Annotated in this window: 18 protein-coding genes; 11 read left to right on the top strand and 7 right to left on the bottom strand. The window is 73.4% G+C overall.

The genetic code is table 11. From position 1 onward, the window contains the following. Positions 1 to 18: 18 nt before the first annotated feature. A complete protein-coding gene (locus ND486_RS01655; RefSeq protein ID WP_251782429.1) occupies positions 19 to 2,826 on the top strand; it encodes an aconitate hydratase in 2,808 nt (935 codons plus the stop codon). Between the two features lie 91 nt (positions 2,827 to 2,917). Here ND486_RS01655 and ND486_RS01650 read toward each other — a convergent pair whose 3' ends face one another. Beyond that, complete coding sequence (locus ND486_RS01650; protein ID WP_251782428.1) at positions 2,918 to 3,667, bottom strand: IclR family transcriptional regulator; 750 nt, start codon at positions 3,665 to 3,667, stop codon at positions 2,918 to 2,920. Between the two features lie 119 nt (positions 3,668 to 3,786). On the opposite strand from ND486_RS01650, the gene ND486_RS01645 reads away from it, so the two are divergent. From ND486_RS01645 to ND486_RS01615, 7 genes are all read left to right on the top strand, one after another. After that, entirely contained in the window at positions 3,787 to 5,070 is a 1,284-nt protein-coding gene (locus ND486_RS01645; RefSeq protein WP_251782426.1) for an SLC13 family permease, read from the top strand. Positions 5,071 to 5,095: 25 nt separating this feature from the next. Beyond that, positions 5,096 to 6,481 (top strand): acyl-CoA synthetase, encoded by a 1,386-nt coding sequence (locus ND486_RS01640; RefSeq protein WP_251782425.1) that lies wholly within the window; start codon positions 5,096 to 5,098, stop codon positions 6,479 to 6,481. 33 nt (positions 6,482 to 6,514) lie between these two features. Continuing rightward, on the top strand, positions 6,515 to 7,909 hold the full coding sequence (locus ND486_RS01635; RefSeq protein WP_251782424.1) for a glutamate decarboxylase: 1,395 nt from the start codon (positions 6,515 to 6,517) through the stop codon (positions 7,907 to 7,909). Continuing rightward, on the top strand, positions 7,906 to 8,781 hold the full coding sequence (locus ND486_RS01630) for a carbohydrate ABC transporter permease (RefSeq protein WP_251782423.1): 876 nt from the start codon (positions 7,906 to 7,908) through the stop codon (positions 8,779 to 8,781). The genes ND486_RS01635 and ND486_RS01630 overlap by 4 nt, the downstream gene beginning before the upstream one ends. Continuing rightward, positions 8,778 to 9,605, top strand: a complete 828-nt coding sequence (locus ND486_RS01625) for a carbohydrate ABC transporter permease (protein ID WP_251782422.1) — start codon at positions 8,778 to 8,780, stop codon at positions 9,603 to 9,605. Before ND486_RS01630 ends, ND486_RS01625 begins: the two co-directional genes overlap by 4 nt. 8 nt (positions 9,606 to 9,613) lie before the next feature. After that, on the top strand, positions 9,614 to 10,912 hold the full coding sequence (locus tag ND486_RS01620) for an extracellular solute-binding protein (protein WP_251782421.1): 1,299 nt from the start codon (positions 9,614 to 9,616) through the stop codon (positions 10,910 to 10,912). Positions 10,913 to 11,038: 126 nt separating this feature from the next. Continuing rightward, the gene (locus ND486_RS01615) at positions 11,039 to 11,425 is read left to right on the top strand and encodes a VOC family protein (protein ID WP_251782420.1); all 387 of its coding nucleotides are present in this window, start codon (positions 11,039 to 11,041) and stop codon (positions 11,423 to 11,425) included. A 51-nt stretch (positions 11,426 to 11,476) separates the two neighbouring features. Here ND486_RS01615 and ND486_RS01610 read toward each other — a convergent pair whose 3' ends face one another. Further along, positions 11,477 to 12,082 carry a TetR/AcrR family transcriptional regulator gene (locus ND486_RS01610; RefSeq protein ID WP_251782419.1) on the bottom strand — a complete coding sequence of 202 codons (606 nt, stop codon included), beginning with the start codon at positions 12,080 to 12,082 and terminating at the stop codon, positions 11,477 to 11,479. Positions 12,083 to 12,174: 92 nt separating this feature from the next. On the opposite strand from ND486_RS01610, the gene ND486_RS01605 reads away from it, so the two are divergent. Both ND486_RS01605 and ND486_RS01600 read left to right on the top strand, forming a co-directional pair. Further along, the gene (locus ND486_RS01605) at positions 12,175 to 13,113 is read left to right on the top strand and encodes an alpha/beta fold hydrolase (protein WP_251782418.1); all 939 of its coding nucleotides are present in this window, start codon (positions 12,175 to 12,177) and stop codon (positions 13,111 to 13,113) included. Between the two features lie 99 nt (positions 13,114 to 13,212). Beyond that, the gene (locus ND486_RS01600) at positions 13,213 to 13,734 is read left to right on the top strand and encodes a hypothetical protein (RefSeq protein WP_251782417.1); all 522 of its coding nucleotides are present in this window, start codon (positions 13,213 to 13,215) and stop codon (positions 13,732 to 13,734) included. Here the strand turns inward: ND486_RS01600 and ND486_RS01595 are convergent. Beyond that, positions 13,673 to 14,131 (bottom strand): cupin domain-containing protein, encoded by a 459-nt coding sequence (locus ND486_RS01595; RefSeq protein WP_251782416.1) that lies wholly within the window; start codon positions 14,129 to 14,131, stop codon positions 13,673 to 13,675. The genes ND486_RS01600 and ND486_RS01595 overlap by 62 nt on opposite strands. A gap of 10 nt (positions 14,132 to 14,141) precedes the next feature. Next, entirely contained in the window at positions 14,142 to 14,714 is a 573-nt protein-coding gene (locus ND486_RS28740; protein ID WP_285898057.1) for a class I SAM-dependent methyltransferase, read from the bottom strand. A gap of 55 nt (positions 14,715 to 14,769) precedes the next feature. On the opposite strand from ND486_RS28740, the gene ND486_RS01585 reads away from it, so the two are divergent. Further along, positions 14,770 to 15,582 (top strand): helix-turn-helix domain-containing protein, encoded by an 813-nt coding sequence (locus tag ND486_RS01585; RefSeq protein ID WP_251782415.1) that lies wholly within the window; start codon positions 14,770 to 14,772, stop codon positions 15,580 to 15,582. On the opposite strand, the gene egtD is transcribed toward ND486_RS01585, so the two are convergent. From egtD to egtB, 3 genes are read right to left on the bottom strand one after another with little or no spacing between them, the layout of a single operon-like run. Further along, entirely contained in the window at positions 15,569 to 16,558 is a 990-nt protein-coding gene (egtD, locus tag ND486_RS01580; protein ID WP_251782414.1) for an L-histidine N(alpha)-methyltransferase, read from the bottom strand. The genes ND486_RS01585 and egtD overlap by 14 nt on opposite strands. After that, the gene (gene egtC, locus ND486_RS01575; RefSeq protein WP_251782413.1) at positions 16,555 to 17,304 is read right to left on the bottom strand and encodes an ergothioneine biosynthesis protein EgtC; all 750 of its coding nucleotides are present in this window, start codon (positions 17,302 to 17,304) and stop codon (positions 16,555 to 16,557) included. Before egtC ends, egtD begins: the two co-directional genes overlap by 4 nt. Then, a complete protein-coding gene (gene egtB / locus ND486_RS01570; RefSeq protein ID WP_374231375.1) occupies positions 17,297 to 18,586 on the bottom strand; it encodes an ergothioneine biosynthesis protein EgtB in 1,290 nt (429 codons plus the stop codon). The genes egtC and egtB overlap by 8 nt, the downstream gene beginning before the upstream one ends. Positions 18,587 to 18,610 lie beyond the last annotated feature (24 nt).

The following is an 18,610-nucleotide window of genomic DNA, read 5'->3' as shown; positions in this document are numbered from 1 at the left end:
CCACGGGAGGACCACCAAGTGGCCAGCACCGACAGCTTCGGCGCCCGAGGACAGCTCGACGTCGGGGGCACCGGTTACGAGATCTTCCGGCTCTCCGCGGTGGAGGGCTCCGCGCGCCTGCCGTTCAGCCTGAAGGTCCTGCTCGAGAACCTGCTCCGCACCGAGGACGGTGCGAACGTCACGGCGGACCACATCACCGCCCTGGCGAACTGGGACCCGCAGGCCGACCCGGACACCGAGATCCAGTTCACCCCCGCCCGGGTGATCATGCAGGACTTCACCGGCGTGCCCTGCGTCGTCGACCTGGCGACCATGCGCGAGGCCGTGACCGAGATGGGCGGCGACCCGTCCAAGGTCAACCCGCTCGCGCCCGCCGAGCTGGTCATCGACCACTCGGTGATGATCGACTTCTTCGGCACCGCCGACGCGTTCGAGCGCAACATCGAGTTCGAGTACGGCCGCAACAAGGAGCGCTACCAGTTCCTGCGCTGGGGCCAGGGCGCCTTCGACGAGTTCAAGGTCGTCCCGCCCGGCACCGGCATCGTGCACCAGGTCAACATCGAGAACCTGGCGCGCGTGGTCATGCCGCGCAACGGGCAGGCCTACCCCGACACCCTGGTCGGCACCGACTCCCACACCACCATGGTCAACGGCCTGGGCGTGCTGGGCTGGGGCGTCGGCGGCATCGAGGCCGAGGCCGCGATGCTCGGCCAGCCGGTCTCGATGCTCATCCCCCAGGTGCTCGGCTTCAAGCTGACCGGGGAGATCCCGACCGGTGTGACCGCCACCGACGTGGTGCTCACGATCACCGAGATGCTGCGTCGCCAGGGCGTCGTCGGCAAGTTCGTCGAGTTCTACGGCGCCGGCGTCGGCGCGGTGCCGCTGGCCAACCGCGCCACCATCGGCAACATGAGCCCGGAGTTCGGCTCGACCGCGGCGATCTTCCCGATCGACGACGAGACCGTTCGCTACCTGAAGCTGACCGGCCGCTCCGCCGAGCAGATCGCGCTGGTCGAGGCCTACGCCAAGGAGCAGGGCCTCTGGCACGACCCGGACCACGAGCCGGTCTACTCCCAGACGATGGAGCTGGACCTGTCGACGGTCGTCCCGTCGATCGCCGGCCCGAAGCGCCCGCAGGACCGCATCGAGCTGACCGACGCCAAGCCGGCGTTCCGCAAGACCGTGCACGACTACACCGACGACGGCGTGGCCCCAAGCCCGCTCGCCGGCGTCGACGAGTCGTCGAACGAGTCCTTCCCGGCCAGCGACGCCCCGGCGCTCTCCTTCGCCGACGACGACGCCGCACCGGTCATCATGTCGGCCGCGGACGGCTGCGAGGGCCGCCCGTCCAAGCCGGTCACCGTGAAGTCCGACTCGCGCGGCGAGTTCGTGCTCGACCACGGCGCCGTGGTGATTGCCTCGATCACCTCCTGCACCAACACCTCGAACCCCAGCGTCATGCTCGGCGCGGCACTGCTGGCGAAGAACGCGGTCGAGAAGGGCCTGACCACCAAGCCGTGGGTCAAGACCTCGATGGCCCCGGGCAGCCAGGTCGTCACCGACTACTACGAGAAGGCCGGTCTCTGGCCCTACCTCGACAAGCTCGGCTACAACCTGGTCGGCTACGGCTGCACCACCTGCATCGGCAACTCCGGCCCGCTGCCGGAGGAGATCTCGGCGGCGGTCAACGACAACGACCTCACCGTCGTCTCGGTGCTCTCGGGCAACCGGAACTTCGAGGGCCGGATCAACCCCGACGTCAAGATGAACTACCTGGCGTCCCCGCCGCTGGTCATCGCCTACGCGCTGGCCGGGACGATGGACTTCGACTTCGAGAACCAGCCCCTGGGCCGGGACTCGGACGGCGCCGACGTCTACCTGCGCGACATCTGGCCCTCGACCGAGGACATCAACGCGGTCGTGGACTCCTCGATCACCTCGGAGATGTTCACCAAGAGCTACTCCGACGTGTTCCGTGGCGACGACCGCTGGCGCGCGCTGCCCACCCCGGAGGGCCGGACCTTCGAGTGGGACCAGAAGTCCACCTACGTCCGCAAGCCCCCGTACTTCGAGGGCATGAAGGGCGAGCCGGACCCGGTCACCGACATCTCCGGCGCCCGTGTGCTCGCGCTGCTCGGCGACTCGGTCACCACCGACCACATCTCGCCGGCCGGTGCGATCAAGCCGGGCACCCCGGCCGCGGAGTACCTGGACTCCCACGGCATCGAGAAGAAGGACTACAACTCCTTCGGTTCGCGGCGCGGCAACCACGAGGTGATGATCCGCGGCACGTTCGCGAACATCCGGCTGCGCAACCAGCTCCTCGACGACGTCTCGGGTGGCTACACCCGCGACTTCACCCAGAACGGGGCGCCGCAGTCGTTCATCTACGACGCCGCGCAGAACTACGCCGCGCAGGGCACCCCGTTGGTCGTGCTGGGCGGCAAGGAGTACGGCTCCGGCTCCTCGCGTGACTGGGCGGCCAAGGGCACCGCGCTGCTGGGCGTGCGCGCCGTCATCGTCGAGTCCTTCGAGCGGATCCACCGTTCGAACCTGATCGGCATGGGCGTCGTCCCGCTGCAGTTCCCGGACGGCGAGTCGGCGAAGAGCCTCGGGCTCGACGGCACCGAGACCTTCGACATCGCCGGCATCACCGAGCTGAACGACGGGAGGACCCCGAAGTCGGTGCACGTGACCGCGACGAAGGAGTCCGGCGAGACCGTCGAGTTCGACGCGAAGGTCCGGATCGACACCCCCGGTGAGGCGGACTACTACCGCAACGGCGGCATCCTGCAGTACGTCCTGCGGGGCATGCTGAAGAGCTGACGCGCGCAGCACCCACCACCACACGGAGCCCGTCCCCTCACCGAGGGGGCGGGCTCCGTCGTTCTGCGGGGTCGTTCCTGCGGGGTCGTTCCTACGGGCGGGCCCCCAGGTCGCGGGAGATGCGCCGGGCCGCGTCGGCGGCGGCGCGGCCGTGGTCGTCGAAGACCTCCTCGGACATGCGCACCGTGGGGCCGGACACCGACAGGGCCCCGACCGGACGGCCGTCGGGTCCGAGGACGGGGGCGCCGACCGCGGCGATGCCGTCGGAGAGCCCCTCGGGGTTGACCGACCACCCGCGCTCGCGCACCTCGGCGATCCGGGCCCGCAGCAGGTCGGGGTCGACGACGGTGTGCCGGGTGGAGGGTTCCAGCGGGCCGGCGAGGTAGGCGTCGACCTCCGCCGGGGTGCAGGCGGCGAGGTAGGCCTGGCCGGTGGCCGAGGCGTGCAGCGGGATGCGGTGGCCCAGCGGCAGGAACGCGCGCAGCCGGTGCGCGGTGTCGAGCCGTTCGAGCAGGACCAGCTCGCGGCCGTCCGGGGCGGCCAGGTGCACGGTCTCCCCCGTCGCGAGCTGCAGCTCGTGCAGCACCGGGACCGCCACCGCGCGCAGGCCCCCGGCGTCGCGGGCCTGGTTGCCGACGGCGAACGCCCGGTAGGTGAGCCGCCAGCGCGCGGTGTCGTCGGCGACGCACCAGCCGACCTCGCCCAGGGTGCGCAGGATCCGCTGCACGGTGGACTTCGGCAGCGCGACGGCACGGGCGAGGTCGGACAGCCCGACGGGCTGCCGCTCCCCCACCGCCTCCAGCACGCGGACCGCGGAGACGACGCTGTTGGTCGGAGCCATGTCCGGTGTTGACCTCCCCCGTTCGGGCGACCTAGTGTCCGCTTCCAGACGGTCCACTGTACGAACCACTGTGCCACCAGGTGGACCGACACGACAAGCGCGTACCAACGGGGGTAGGCATGGCGGTGCAGGTCATCACGCTGGTGGTGTTCGCGGCGGTCTTCGTGATCGCCGAGGTCCGCCGGTCCCACATCGGGATCGTCATGTTCGCGGCCGCCGCCGGCATGGGGCTGCTCGTCGCGGGCCTGCCGCTCGACGACATCGTCGCGGGCTTCCCCGTCGACATCCTGGTCCTGCTGGTCGGGGTGACGTTCTTCTTCGGGATCGCGAAGTCCAACGGCACCATCGGCCGGCTGGTGGACCGGGCGCTGGTCGTCGTCGGCGACCGGACCGCGGCGCTGCCGCTGACGTTCTTCGTGCTCACCGGTGTGGTGTCGGCGATGGGCTCCCCACTGGGCGGGCTGGTCATGGCGCCGATCGGGATGACGGTGGCGCACCGGCGCGGGATCGACCCGATGCTGATGGCGCTGGCCATCGGCACCGGGCTGTCGGCGGGCGGGTTCGCGCCGACGTCGCTGTTCGGGATCGTCACCTGGGGGACGGCGTCGGCGGCGGGCATCGCCCTCAACCCGCTGACCCTGTTCGCGGTCGCGATCATCGCGAACCTGGTGCTGCTGGGCGCGTCCTACCTGATGTTCTCCGCCCGCAGCCGCGTCCCGGTCACGACGGGCGGCGGCGCCGGGCCCGAGGTGCCCGGCGACGAGGAGCCCCCGGCCCGCGAGCCGTTCCGCATGACGCACTGGATCACCGTCGTCGCGATGCTCGGTCTGGTCGCGGCGGTCGTCGTGCTGGCGGTGCTCGGCGCCGAGCCCGACGTCGGGGTGCTGGCCTTCGCCTTCGGCGCGGTGCTCACCCTGGTCGACCCGGACAGCGGCCGCGGCGCCCTGAAGGAGATCGACTGGTCCACCGTCCTGCTGGTCGGCGGCATCATCACCTACGTCGGCGTGCTGCAGGAGATCGGCTCGGTCGACCTGCTGGGTGACCTCGCCGCGAGCCTCACCGTCCCGCTGCTCGCCGCCCTCGTGGTCTGCGCGGTGTGCGGGCTGGTGTCGGCGTTCGCGTCGACCACCGGCATCCTCGCCGCGCTGGTGCCGCTGGCGATCCCGCTGGTCCAGCAGGGCGGGATCCCGGGCTGGGCGCTGATCTGCGCACTGGGGGTCTGCTCGTCCATCGTGGACGTGTCACCCTTCTCGACGGTGGGTGCGACGCTGGTCGCCACCACCGTCGACGAGCAGGAACGTCCCCGCATGACCGCGCTGCTGACCCGCTGGGGCCTGTCCATGGTCGTCATCGGCCCGATCGCGCTGGTGGGAGCCCTCGTGCTGCCCGCCATGGCGGTCTGACCCCGTCACCACCAGGAGAACGACGTTGTTCCTCACCTCGCTCACCGACAGCCACGACCTCGACCGCGCCGTCACCGTCGGCGACGACGTGCTCTCGCGCGCCGAGCTCGTCGACCGGGCGGGCCGGTTCGCCGCGGGCATCCCCGCGGACGGCCCGGTCGCGGTGCACGCGACCGCCTCGATCGACACCGTCGTCGCCGTCACCGGCGCGATCCTCGCCGGCGTGCCGGTCGTGCCCGTGCCGCCGGACTCCGGACCCGCCGAGCGCGGCCACGTCCTCACCGACTCCGGCGCCACCGCGTGGGCCGGGGAACGACCCGACGACGTCGACCTCCCCGTGGTCCTCCCGGGGTCGCAGCCGATCGGCACGCGCCCGGTCGACCCCGCGGCCACCGCGATGCTGCTCTACACCTCCGGCACCACCGGCCGCCCCAAGGGCGCCCAGCTGTCCGGCGCCGCGATCGCCGCCGGCCTCGACGCCCTGTACGAGGTCTGGGACTGGACCCCCGACGACACCGTCGCCCACGGCCTGCCCCTGTTCCACGTGCACGGCCTGATCCTGGGTGTGCTGGGGTCGCTGCGCCGCGGGTCGCGGGTCGTGCACACGGTGAAGCCGCAGCCCGCCCGCTACGCCGCGGTCGGGGCGTCGATGTACTTCGGGGTGCCAACGGTGTGGAACCGGATCGTCGACGAGCCCGACGCCGCCCGCGCCCTGTCCCGGGCCCGGCTGCTGGTGTCGGGCAGCGCGCCCCTGCCCGCATCGCTGTTCGACCGGATCGCCGCGCTCACCGGGCAGGCACCCGTCGAGCGCTACGGCATGACCGAGACCATGATCACCCTGTCCGCACACGCCTCCGGGGAGCGCCGCGCCGGCTGGGTCGGACTGCCCGTCCCGGGCGCGCAGACCCGGCTGCTCCCCGCGTCCGACGAGGCACCCGAGGACGTCCCCGACGACGGCGAGACCGTCGGGCGCCTCGAGGTCCGCGGCCCGATGCTGTTCGACGGCTACCTGAACCGCCCGGACGCGAACGACGAGTGCTGGGCCGGCGAGGGCTGGTTCCGCACCGGTGACCTCGCCGTCCGCGACGCGGGCGGGTTCCACCGCATCGTCGGCCGCGAGTCCACCGACCTCATCAAGTCCGGCGGCTACCGGATCGGGTCCGGCGAGATCGAGGCCGTCCTGCTCGACCACCCCGCCGTGTCCGAGGTCGCCGTCGTCGGCGCCCCCGACCCCGACCTCGGCCAGAGGATCGTCGCCTACGTCGTCGGCGACACCCGCGACGGACAGGCCCTCATCGACCACGTCGCCGGGCAGCTGTCCTGGCACAAGCGGCCGCGCGAGGTCGTGTTCCTGGACGCCCTGCCCCGCAACCCGATGGGCAAGGTCCAGAAGAAGCTGCTCGGAACCTGAGCGGACCGGGCCGATCGGTCCTAGGTTCGGATCATGCCCGGTGCGCACTCACCCTCGGAGGACCGCGGCGAGGACCGCGCGGTCCCGGTCAACCCCGTCTTCGCCGCCGAGCCCGTCGACATCCCCCGCTTCCGCATCCCCGGCACCGGGATGCACCCGGAGGTCGCCTACCAGGTCGTGCACGACGAGCTGATGCTCGACGGGAACGCCCGGCTGAACCTCGCCACGTTCGTCACGACGTGGGCGGAGCCCCAGGCCGAGCGGCTGATGGCCGAGTCCTTCGACAAGAACATGATCGACAAGGACGAGTACCCGCGGACCGCGGACCTGGAGCAGCGGTGCGTGCGGATGCTCGCCGACCTGTGGCACGCCCCCGACCCGGGACGGGCCGTGGGCTGCTCGACGACGGGGTCGTCGGAGGCGTGCATGCTCGGCGGGCTGGCGCTCAAGCGGCGCTGGCAGCACCGGCGGAAGGCGGCGGGTCTCCCGGCGGACCGGCCGAACATCGTGATGGGCGTGAACGTCCAGATCTGCTGGGACAAGTTCGCGAACTACTGGGACGTGGAGCCGCGGCTGGTCCCGATGGAGGGCGACCGGCTGCACCTGGGCGTCGAGGAGGCCGTCGCGCTGTGCGACGAGAACACCATCGGCGTCGTCGCGATCCTGGGGTCCACCTTCGACGGCAGCTACGAGCCGGTGGCGCAGCTGTGCGCGGCGCTCGACGACCTGCAGTCCCGCACCGGGCTGGACGTGCCGGTGCACGTCGACGGCGCGTCCGGGGCGATGATCGCGCCGTTCTGCGACCCGGACCTGGAGTGGGACTTCCGGCTGCCACGGGTGGCGTCGATCAACACCTCCGGCCACAAGTACGGCCTGGTGCACCCGGGCGTCGGGTGGGCGGTGTGGCGCGACACCGACGCGCTGCCCGAGGACCTGGTGTTCCGGGTGAACTACCTCGGCGGTGACATGCCGACGTTCGCACTGAACTTCTCCCGCCCCGGCGGCCAGGTGATCGCCCAGTACTACAACTTCCTGCGGCTGGGGCACGAGGGCTACGCCCGGGTGCAGGGCACCTGCCGGGAGATCGCGACCGGGCTGGCCCGGCGGATCGAGGCGACGGGCGCGTTCCGGCTGCTCACCGACGGCTCGCAGCTGCCGGTGTTCGCGTTCACCGTCGCCGACGGTGAGCCGTTCTCGGTGTTCGACGTGTCGGCGGGTCTGCGCGAGACGGGGTGGCTGGTCCCGGCGTACACGTTCCCGGAGAACCGGGAGGACCTGGCGGCGCTGCGGATCGTGGTCCGCAACGGGTTCAGCCACGACCTGGCCGCGCTGCTGCTCGACGACCTGGCGCGGCTGCTGGAGCGGCTGCGCCGCCAGGCCGGTCCCGTCCGCGGGAGCGAGGCCGCGGGCTTCGCCCACGGGACGTGAGCCGGTCCCGGCGGGACACCCGCACCGCGTACCTGCTGCTGGCCCCCAGCCTGGTGGGCGTGGTGCTGTTCCTGCTGGTCCCGGTGCTGATCGTGCTGGGGCTGGCGCTGTTCCGGTGGGACCTGGTCGGGCCGCGGACCTTCGTCGGGCTGGAGAACGTCGCCGCGGTCGCCGCGGACGGCCGGTTCGCGCGGTCCCTGCTGGTGACGGCGTTCTTCGTGCTCATCGTCATCCCGGTGCAGACCGTGCTCGGGCTGGCGGCCGCGCTGCTCCTGGACCGCGGGCTGCCCGGGACGACGGTGTTCCGGGTGGTCTTCGTGCTGCCGTGGATCTGCGCGCCGCTGGTGCTGGGCGTGGTGTGGCGGTGGATCCTGTCCCCCACCGACGGCGCGCTCAACGCGCTGCTCGGGATCCGCGTCGAGTGGCTGGCCGACCCGGCGCTGGCGCTGCCGTCGGTCGCCGCGGTGACCGCCTGGACCCAGGTCGGCTACGTCGCCCTGTTCTTCCTGGCCGGGCTGCGCGCCATCCCGGACACGATCGTGGAGGCGGCCCGGCTCGACGGGGCCTCGGCGTGGCAGCTGCTGTGGCGGATCCGGTTGCCGCTGCTGCGCCCGACGCTGTTCTTCGTGCTGGTCACCGGGGTGATCTCCAGCTTCCAGGTGTTCGACTCGGTGTACGCCCTCACGCCGAACGGCGGCCCGCAGGGTGTCACCGACGTCGTCGCGGGGCGGATCTACTACGAGGCGTTCGAGAACCGCGCGGTCGGGCAGGCCGCGGTGATGGCGGTGGTGTTGTTCGTGATCCTGGTGGTGGTGACCGTGGCCCAGCAGCGGTGGTTCAGCCGTCGCACGACCTACGAGCTCGACACGTGAGGCGCGGCAGGCTCGTCGACGCGGCCGTGCTGGTCGCGCTGCTGATGGGCGCGGTGGCGACGCTGGCGCCGTTCGTGCTGAGCGTGACGACGGCGCTGAAGTCGACCCGGCAGTTCGCGTCGACGCCGGTGCTGTCACCGCCGGCCCCGCCGACGGTGGAGAACATCGTGACCCTGTTCGGCCGGGACTACGACTTCGTGACCCCGATCGCGGTGACCGCCCAGGTGGTGGTCGTCGTCCTGGTGGGGCAGCTGCTGTTCTCGGTGCTGGCGGCGTACGCGTTCGCGCGGCTGGAGTTCCCCGGCCGGGACGCGCTGTTCTGGGTGTACCTGGGGACGCTGATGGTGCCGCAGGCGGTGACGGTGATCCCGCTGTACCTGATGATGACCGAGGTGGGGCTGCGGAACACGTTCTGGGCGCTGGTGCTGCCCTACGTGCTCGGGTCGCCGTTCGCGATCTTCCTGTTGCGTGAGCACTTCCGGACCATCCCGCAGGACCTGATCGACGCCGCCCGGCTCGACGGCGCCGGGACGGTCGGGATCCTGCGGCACGTCGTGGTGCCGGTGAGCCGGCCGATCCTCACGACACTGGCGGTGATCACCGTGGTGACGCACTGGAACAACTTCCTGTGGCCGCTGGTCATCACCTCCGGCCGGACCTGGCAGGTGATGACGGTGGCGACCGCCGGGCTGCAGACGCAGTACAACGGGAACTGGCCGGTCGTGATGGCGGCGACGACGGTGGCGATCGTCCCGCTGATCGTGCTGTTCCTGGTGTTCCAGCGCAGCGTGGTCCGCTCGATCACGATCACGGGGTTCCGGTGAGACGGCGGATGGGCGCCGCCCTGGCGCTGGTCGGGGTGCTGCTGCTGGCGGCGTGCTCACCGGCGTCCCGTTTCGACGACGACGCCGACGGCGTCACCACGGTGACGCTGCGGCTGTGGGACACCCGGGTCGCGGCGGCCTACGAGCGTTCGTTCGCGGCGTTCTCGCAGGCCAACCCGGACATCCGGGTCGAGCTCGTGCAGGTGCCGTTCACGGACTACTTCACCTCGCTGCCGCTGGACGTCGCGTCCGGCACCGCGACCGACGTCTACTGGGTCAACTCGTCGAACTTCGGGGCGTTCGCCGACGCCGGGAGACTGATCGACGTCGGTGCCGCGCTCGCCGACCAGCGCGCCGGCTGGGTGGACGCCGCCGCCGCGCAGTACACCCGCGGCGGGACCCTGTGGGGTGTCCCGGTGGTGACCGACGGCCGGATCGCCGTGTTCTACAACAAGGACCTCGTCCGCGCGGCGGGCGTCGACCCGGCCGCGCTGCGCTGGGACCCCACGGACCCGGCCCGTGACACCCTGCTCCCCGCCGCCCGGAAGCTCACCCGCGACGCCGCCGGACGCAGCGCGGGCATACCCGGGTTCGACCCGGGCACCGTGCGCCAGTACGGCTTCAACGCCGCCCGGGACCTGCAGGCGATCTACCTCGACTTCCTCGGCTCGGCGGGTGGCCGGCTCCAGGCGCCCGACGAGACCTTCGACGTCGCGACGCCCGCGGGCGAGCAGGCGTTCGGCTACCTGGTGAACATGATCAACACCGAGCGGGTGGCGCCGTCCGCGGCGGACACGAACCAGAACCCGGACTTCAGCCGCGACCAGTTCCTGCAGGGCCGGATGGCGCTGTTCCAGAGCGGCACCTACAACCTGGCCAACATCGCCGAGGGCGCCACGTTCGACTGGGGCGTCGCCCCCATGGTCGAGGGCCCGCGGGGCCGGGTCAGTGTGGTGTCGAGCATCGTGGCCGCCGGCAACGCCGACAGCCCGAGGCGCCCGGAGATCCTGCGGGTGCTGCGCTGGCTGGGATCTCCCGAGGGAGCCGCCCCGGTCGGCGACAGCGGCGCCGGGCTGCCCGCGGTGACGGCGGCCCAGCGGGGCTGGTTCGACTACTGGGCGCGCCGCGGCGTCGACACCCGGGAGTTCGTGGCGGACGGCCCGACGACCCCGGCCCCGTCCGGCCCGAAGGTGGGCGCGGCGACGACGGCGATGGAGCCTGCGCTGGACGAGCTGTTCGCCGGCCGGGTCCCGGTCGGCCCGGGGCTGCGGGCCGCGCAGGACATCGGCAACGCGGCCCTGCGCTGATAACCTCCGCGGTGCGCCCCCGATGGGCCCAGCCGGAAGGAGTTCCCGCCAGTCCCGCACGGGCCCGCGGGCGCAGCTCCTCCCGCAGGTCGTGCGCGTGGTCCCCGCTGTCGTCAGGAGACCCGTATGGCCTGCACGTTCAACCACACGATCATCGCCGCCCGGGACCGGGTGGCCTCCGCCGCGTTCTACCGGCACGTCCTGGAGGCGGCGCAGGCGCCGTCCTGGGGGCCGTTCACCAACGTCGCCCTCGACGGCGGTGTCCTCGTCCAGTTCGCCGACCTGCCGCTCGACGTGGTGCCCGAGATCCAGCCGCAGCACTACGCGTTCCTCGTCGACGACGCGCTGTTCGACCGCGCGTACGCCCGGCTCGTCGAGGACGGGACGGAGCACTGGGCCGACCCGCAGCGCACGCGTCCCGGGGAGATCAACCACGGCCACGGCGGGCGCGGGGTGTACTTCCTCGACCCGGCCGGTCATTACCTGGAGATGCTCACCCGGCCGTACCTCTAGCGGGGCCACCGCAGGGCGTCCTCGCGAACGCCCTGCCCTCCGTCCCGCTGACTACCGACCGTCGCCGGCGGCCTCCGGTGCCAGAGCCCGCTCCACCGGCACCAGGGCGACGGCGACGACGGCACGCAGCTCGGCCGCGGTGCAACCGCGGCGGCTCAGCACGGCGAGCGACTGGTTGACCGCAGCGCAGTAGAGGGCGAGGTCGTCCTGCCCGGCCGGGGTGACGGCGGTGCCGGCGAGGGCGCGCCGGAGCCGGGCACGCTGGCCGTCGAGGATCGCGCGTGCACGTGCGGCGATCTCGGCGGGCAGCGAGGGCGCCGTCATCACGGTCTGCGCCGCGAGGCAGCCGTCGGGGCGGGAGCGGTCGGCGATACGGGCCAGGGTGACGTCGAAGAAGGCGCCCACCGCCTCCAGCGGCGCCTCGGCGGCGTCGACGAGCGCCGCGTCGTAGAGCGCGCCGTAGCGCCGCGCGTACCGCTCGAGACAGGCCAGGTACAGCGTCTCCTTGTCCCCGAAGGTGCCGTAGAGCGAGCTGCGGCCCAGCCCTGTCGCCGCGGTCAGGTCGTCGACCGACGTCGCGGCGTAGCCGCGCTCCCAGAAGACCGTCATGGCCTGCTCGAGTGCCGCGTCGACGTCGAACTGCTTGCGTCCCGCCATGCGTCGCCCTCTCCGGGCGGGTCGCACCCGCCACAATCTTGGACTGATCAGTTCAACATGCTCTACGCTCGTGCCCCGGGGAGGAGTTCATGATGACTGCACACACTCGGAGCGACGTCGACGTGCCCTTCGACGTCCTCGACGGCTTCACCCACCACATGGTCGACGTCGACGGCGTGTCGGTGCACGCGGTCGACGGGGGCGTCCCGGGGGCCCGCACGGTGGTGCTCCTGGCCGGCGCACCACAGACCTGGTGGGCCTGGCACCTGGTCATGCCCGTCCTCGCCGCGACCCACCGGGTCGTGGCCCTCGACCTGCCCGGGCAGGGTCACTCCGACCGCCCCACCGACGGCTACGACACCCACACCGTGGCGCGCCTCGTGCAGCGTGCCGTCGGGCTCCTGGGAGTCGGCGGGCACTGGCTCGTCGCCCATGACATCGGGGCCTGGGTCGCCGCCACCTATGCCCTCGACCCCCCGACGGCGCCCGAAGGGCCCGAGCTGCTCGGCCTGGCGCTGCTCGACGCCGGCATCCCCGGCGTCAGCCTGCCCACCAGTGTGTCGCTCGACCCCGCGACCGCGCACACGCTCGCCCACTTCGCCTTCCACCTCGTGCCCGATCTCCCCGAGACGCTCATCAGCGGCCACGAGCGGGAGTACGTGGCCTGGTTCCTGACCCACAAGGCCGCGTCGCCCGAGGTGTTCTCCGACGCCGAGATCGACCGGTACGCACAGCTGTTCGCCGAGGCGGACGGGGTGCGGGCGATCCTGGCCTACTACCGGTCCGTGCCGGAGTCGGCGCGACGGAACCGCGAGCTCGCGGCCGCACGCAGGATCGGCGTGCCGGTCGCGGCGATCTCCAGCGACCGGGGCTCGATCCCCGACATGGCCGCGTCCGTGCGGCCCCTGGTCGGCGACGGAGCAGAGGTGCTCGACATCCGGGTGGTCGGTGCCGGCCACTTCATCCCCGAGGAGGCTCCCGACCAGGTCGTCCGGGCGCTCGAGGCACTCGTCGCGCTCAGCCACCCCTGAACCGGCCCCGGCCGGCGAGGGAGCCGCGCCACCCGCGGTCGACGGCCGGTGCTGCGGCGTCGCCGACCGGCCCGGGACGGCCCCGTATCGTCGGCCCCCGTGAGCGCCGTGCCGTCCGAGAGGCCGTCCGAGGGGCCGCCGTCCTCCGGGGTGCCGTCCTCCGGGGTGCCGTCGCGTGCGACGCCGGTCGTCGCCGCGGTGGTCGCCGTCCTGGTGGTCGCCCAGCAGGTCCCGGGCCTGGTCTTCCGGCACGGGACGGCGGTGCCGGTGCTGCCGGTCGGGCTGTGGCGGGCCTGGCTCCCGCTGATCCTGGCGGGGCTGGTGCTGCTCGCGCTCGCGGCGCTGTGGGGTCGCCGGCACCCGGGGCCGGCGGGCACCGTGGGCCGGGTCGTGGGGCTGCTGCTCGCGCTGGGCCCGGCGACGCTGCTCGCCTACCGCGGGCGGCTCGTGGATCCGCTGGCCGTGTTCACCCTGGGGCTGGACCCGTCGGTGCGGGCGTGGCCGGTGATCGACGTCGTGCTGGGGACGCTGCTCGCGGTCACCCTCGCGGTGACGCTGCTCAGTGCCGTGGGTGCAGGGGGTCGACCCAGGGGACGTGCTCGGGGTCGGGCACCCCGGTGATGTCGAGGTTGACCACGATCGGCTCCTGACCGGAGCGGGTCAGCACGCACTCCAGCGGCTCGTCGTCGAGGGCGTTGATCTCCTGGTGCGGCACGAACGGCGGCACGAAGATGAACCCGCCCGGCCCGGCCTCGGCGGTGAACTCCAGGTTCTCGCCCCACGTCATCCGGGCCCGGCCACGGACGACGTAGATGACGCTCTCCAGCTCCCCGTGGTGGTGCGCGCCGGTGCGGGCGCCGGGGTGGATGGTCACCGTGCCCGCCCACAGCCGCTGCGCGCCGGCCCGGTCCCCGGTGACGGCGGCGGCGCGGTGCATGCCGGGCGTCTGCGGGGTGTTGGCGTCGAGCATGTCGCCGGGGATGACCCGGACGCCGTCGTGGCGCCAGTCGGTGCTCATGCACCCGACCCTAGCCGCGGCCGGCCCGGAACCGGAACGACCGTGCACCCGGCTCGGTCTCCGGCCGTGCGAGCCCGGCCGCTCCGAGCCGCCGCGGCAGCGTCGCCGGGTCGACCGCGGTCAGGGTGTCCCCGATGTGGATCGTCCGGAACCGCAGCGACATCCGGGAGTCGATGCCGGCGAACGTCCCGCCGGGACGCAGTACCCGCGCGGCCTCGGCGAAGAGCCGGTCCTGCTCGCCGGGCGTCGGGACGTGGTGGAGCATCGTGAAGCAGACGACGGCGTCGAAGCTGCCGTCCGGGAAGGGCAGGGCGGCGCCGTCGCCGTGCCGGACGTCGACGCCGAGCTCACCCCCGAGGCCCGCACGCAGGTCCGCGGCCAGCTCCGGGTCGACCTCCAGCGCGGTCAGCGCCCCCGTGCGCGGCGCGAGCCAGCGGGTGGTGACGCCGTAACCGGGGCCGATCTCCAGGACCTCGCCGGTGAGGTCGACGTCGCGGACGGCCCAGGGCAGCGTCGTCCCGTGCATCCGGTCGGCCCAGGAGTCGGAGCGGCAGATCCGTCGGTGCAGCGCGTTCATCGCCATGCCCGCGACGCTAGGCGCCACCCGCGGTGGCCGGGAGCCGTTAGGCTGCCGCATCGTGTCGCGTTCCGGCCTGCCCGCGCACGTCCCCGACGTGCCGGGCGCCGCGGTGCTGGTCTCCCGCATCCCGCTCGACCGCGGGCACGCGTTCGCCGAGCACACCCACCCGGCCCACCAGCTCGCCTGGGCGGCGGCCGGGGTCCTGCGGGTCACCGTCGCCGACACCAGCTGGGTCCTCGGCCCCGGACGGGCGCTGTGGCTGCCGGCCGGGGTCCCGCACGTCACGGCCGCCACCGAGACCGCGGCGATGCGCGGGATCTACCTGTGGCCCGGCCGCTGCCCGATCGACTGGCCCACGCCGTGCGTGCTCGCGGTCGAGCCGCTGGTCGCCGCCCTGCTGGAACACCTGGCCGGGCCGGGGCCCGCGACGCCCGAGCGGGCCCGGGCCGAGGCGGTGCTGTTCGACCGGCTCCGCCTGGCCCGCGACGCCGGCGGGCCCGGCGCGGCGGTCCGCCTCGTCCTGCCCACCGACCCGCGGGCCCGCCGCGTCGCCCTGGCCCTGCTCGACGACCCCGCCGACGACCGCGACACCGCCGCCTGGGGCCGGGCCGTCGGGGCGGGGGAACGCACCCTGTCCCGGCTGTTCCGCGCCGAGACCGGGGTGGGTCCGGGCCGGTGGCGGACGCTGCTGCGGATGCGCGTCGCGCTGGAGCAGCTGGCCGCGGGCCGCCCGGTCGGCGTGGTCGCCCGGCACGTCGGCTACGCGACGCCCTCGGCGTTCGTCGCGGCGTTCCGCCGGGAGACCGGGACCACGCCGTCGGCGGTGCTGCGCCCGGCCGGCGCAGCACCGCCGGACCTCAGGCGGCGGTGAGCAGCGTCAGCGCGAACCGCGCGTCGGGGTCGACCCAGCGCCGCGTCGTGGCGAACCCGGCGGCGGCGGCGAACGCGTCGACCGTCGCGGGGGTGAACTTCGCCGAGATCTCGGTGGCGAGCTCCTCCCCCGCGGCGAACGCGACGTCGAGGTCGAGGTCGGCGATCCGGACCCGCATGTCGCGGGTGGCGCGCAGCCGCATCTCGATCCAGGAGTTCTCCGCGTCCCAGACGGCGACGTGGTCGAACGCCTCGACGTCGAAGGTCGCGTCGAGCTCGCGGTTGAGCACGTGCAGCACGTTGCGGTTGAACTCCGCGGTGACCCCGGCGGCGTCGTCGTAGGCGGGGACCATCACGGCCGGGTCGGTGGCCAGGCCGGTGCCGAGCAGGAGCTGCTCACCGGGCCGGAGCACCGAGCGGACGTGGCGGAGGAAGTCGTGGCGCGGGCCGGGCATCAGGTTGCCGATGGTCCCGCCGAGGAAGGCGATCATCCGCTTCCCGCCGGGCTCGGCGCCGGGCAGCCGGTCCAGGTCGCGGGTGAAGTCGCCGACCACGCCGTGCAGCTCCAGCTCCGGGTAGTCGCGGTGCAGCTCGTCGATGGCGCCGCGCAGGGCGGACTCGCTGACGTCCTGGGGCACGTAGCGGCGCAGCGTCCCGGCACGGGCGAACGCGTCGAGCAGCAGCCGGGTCTTGGTCGACGACCCGGACCCCAGCTCGACGACGGTGTCGGCCCCCGAGGACCGGGCGATGTCGTCCACGGAGTCGGTGAGCAGCGCCCGCTCGGTGCGGAACGGGTAGTACTCGGGCAGCTCGGTGATCCGCTCGAACAGCTCGGACCCCCGGGCGTCGTAGAACCACTTCGGCGGCAGCTCCTTCGGCGACGCGGCGAGCCCGCGCGTCACGTCGGACCGCAGCGCGGTGCCGGCATCGGTGTCGGAGAGGTGGACGTCCAGCTGGATGGCGCCGGGAGTGCTCACGGAGCTCCTAGGTCATGACTCTCGTGATGGCCCGGTCGGGCCACCACCAGGTGCCGGTCGGGCACCTGTGTCCAGTCGGGGAACGCATCGGTGGGTTCGGAGGCGACGGTGACGCCCGCCGGTCCGGCCCGGACGGCGAGTGCGTGCCGCCAGGCCGTGGCCCAGATCGTCGTGCCGTCGGTCAGCAGCAGGTTCAGCCGCGAGCCGGGTGCGCTCCGCTCGGTGTCGGCGCAGACCCGGGCCAGCAGGTCGGCGGGGTCGGCGCCGTCGGCGAGACCGCGCCGGACCACCGCCCACAGCAGCGCGGCGTCGGTGGGGGCGTCGAGGGTCATCAGGTCGGTGACGGGCAGCGCCGCCGCGGCGGCCGCGAGGGAGTCCGGCCAGCCGCGGACGACGCCGTTGTGGCTGAACAGCCACCGCCCGTCGGTGAAGGGGGCGGCGGCGGTCGCCGTCACCGGCATCCCGACCGTCGCCGAGCGGACGGCGGCGAGCACGGCGCCCGACGTCGTCGCCCCGGCCAGCGCGGCGTAGGAGGTGTCGGCCCACAGCGGCGACGCCGACCGGACGCGCACCGGCGTCGTGCCGCCGGGCGGGTACCAGCCGGTGCCGTGGCCGTCGGCGTTGATCGTGCCGCCGCCGCGCATGTCGGCCGGGGCGTAGGACTGCGCGAGCAGCCCGTGCTCCGGCTCCAGGACCAGCGACGCCAGTGTGGCCGGCTCCCCCAGGTACGCGAGGTGCCTACACACCGGCGTCGCGGACCAGCCGGAACCCGGCGAAGATCTGCCGGCGGATCGGGTGGTCCCAGTTGCGGAACGTCGCCCGGATCGCCGCCGGGTCGGTGCCGAACGACCCGCCGCGCAGCACCGCGTAGTCCCCGCCGAAGAACACCTCGGAGTACTCGGGGTACGGGAACACACTGAACCCCGGGTAGGGGTGCCAGCCGGAGTCGCACCACTCCCAGACGTCGCCGACCATCTGCTGCACGCCGAACGCGGACGCGCCCGCCGGGTAGGAGCCGATCGGGGCGGGCTGGAGGTGGCGCTGTCCGAGGTTGGCGTGCTCGGCGCGCGGCTCGTCGTCGCCCCAGGGGAAGCGCCGCGAGCGGCCGGTCGCCGGGTCGTGGCGGGCGGCCTTCTCCCACTCCGCCTCGGTGGGCAGGCGCTTGCCGGCCCAGCGGGCGTAGGCCTGCGCCTCGTGGAAGGACACGTGCACGACGGGCTCGTCGTCGGGCACCCGCTCGACGACGCCGAACCGGCGCCGCCACCAGGTGCCGTCACTGTCGCGGGACCAGAACCGCGGCGCGACCAGTCCCTCCTCGGTGCGGTGCGCCCACCCGGCGTCGGTCCACAGCCGCGGGTCGTCGTAACCGCCCGCGTCGACGAACGCCGCGAACGCGCCGTTGGTCACCGGGTGCACGTCGATCCGGAACGCGGGCAGGTCCACGACGTGCGCGGGCCGCTCGTTGTCCAGCGCCCACGGCTCGGCCGAGGTCCCCATCTCGAACGGGCCCGCCGGGACGAGCACCTCCGCGGCCGGGTCGACCGCACCGGCCGGGCGGGGCGGCGGGGCGGCGTCGAGCACCGGCCCCCCGGAGCGCAGCTGGTGGGTGGCGAGCATGGTCTCGTCGTGCTGCTGCTCGTGCTGCACGATCATCCCGAACGCGAAGCCCTCGGCCTCCAACGGGCGACCACGCAGCGGGCTGCGGTGCAGCGCGTCGAGCGCCTTGTCCCGCACCTCGGCGACGTAGCCGCGGGCCTCGGCCGGGGTGAGCAGCGGCAGCTCGACCCGCGAGGAACGGGAGTGCTGGAACGCGTCGTAGAGGCCGTCGATCTCCGGGCGCAGCGGCTCGCGGCCGCCCACGTCGCGGACGAGCCACAGCTCCTCCATCGACCCGATGTGCGCGAGGTCCCAGACCAGCGGCGACATCAGCGGCGAGTGCTGGGCGGCCAGCTCGCCGTCGTCGAGGGCGGTGAGCGCGGTGCTGCGCTCGCGGGAGCGGCCCAGCAGGGCGGCGACGCGGGTACGCATCGTCTCCGGGCTCTCCCCCGGGGT

Source organism: Pseudonocardia sp. DR1-2 (assembly GCF_023717215.1).
GTDB lineage: Bacteria > Actinomycetota > Actinomycetes > Mycobacteriales > Pseudonocardiaceae > Pseudonocardia > Pseudonocardia alni.
Note: the sequence above shows the minus strand (reverse complement) of the source record. Positions and strands in the feature narration are given on the sequence as shown.

What these genes read in the sequence shown, in the direction of transcription:
- ND486_RS01650 (WP_251782428.1), bottom strand. Translation starts at nt 3,667, where the DNA reads ATGGCTCCGACCAACAGCGTCGTCTCCGCGGTCCGCGTGCTGGAGGCG.
- ND486_RS01645 (WP_251782426.1), top strand. Translation starts at nt 3,787, where the DNA reads ATGGCGGTGCAGGTCATCACGCTGGTGGTGTTCGCGGCGGTCTTCGTG.
- ND486_RS01635 (WP_251782424.1), top strand. Translation starts at nt 6,515, where the DNA reads ATGCCCGGTGCGCACTCACCCTCGGAGGACCGCGGCGAGGACCGCGCG.
- ND486_RS01620 (WP_251782421.1), top strand. Translation starts at nt 9,614, where the DNA reads ATGGGCGCCGCCCTGGCGCTGGTCGGGGTGCTGCTGCTGGCGGCGTGC.
- ND486_RS01615 (WP_251782420.1), top strand. Translation starts at nt 11,039, where the DNA reads ATGGCCTGCACGTTCAACCACACGATCATCGCCGCCCGGGACCGGGTG.
- ND486_RS01610 (WP_251782419.1), bottom strand. Translation starts at nt 12,082, where the DNA reads ATGGCGGGACGCAAGCAGTTCGACGTCGACGCGGCACTCGAGCAGGCC.
- ND486_RS01605 (WP_251782418.1), top strand. Translation starts at nt 12,175, where the DNA reads ATGACTGCACACACTCGGAGCGACGTCGACGTGCCCTTCGACGTCCTC.
- ND486_RS01595 (WP_251782416.1), bottom strand. Translation starts at nt 14,131, where the DNA reads ATGAGCACCGACTGGCGCCACGACGGCGTCCGGGTCATCCCCGGCGAC.
- ND486_RS28740 (WP_285898057.1), bottom strand. Translation starts at nt 14,714, where the DNA reads ATGGCGATGAACGCGCTGCACCGACGGATCTGCCGCTCCGACTCCTGG.
- egtB (WP_374231375.1), bottom strand. Translation starts at nt 18,586, where the DNA reads ATGCGTACCCGCGTCGCCGCCCTGCTGGGCCGCTCCCGCGAGCGCAGC.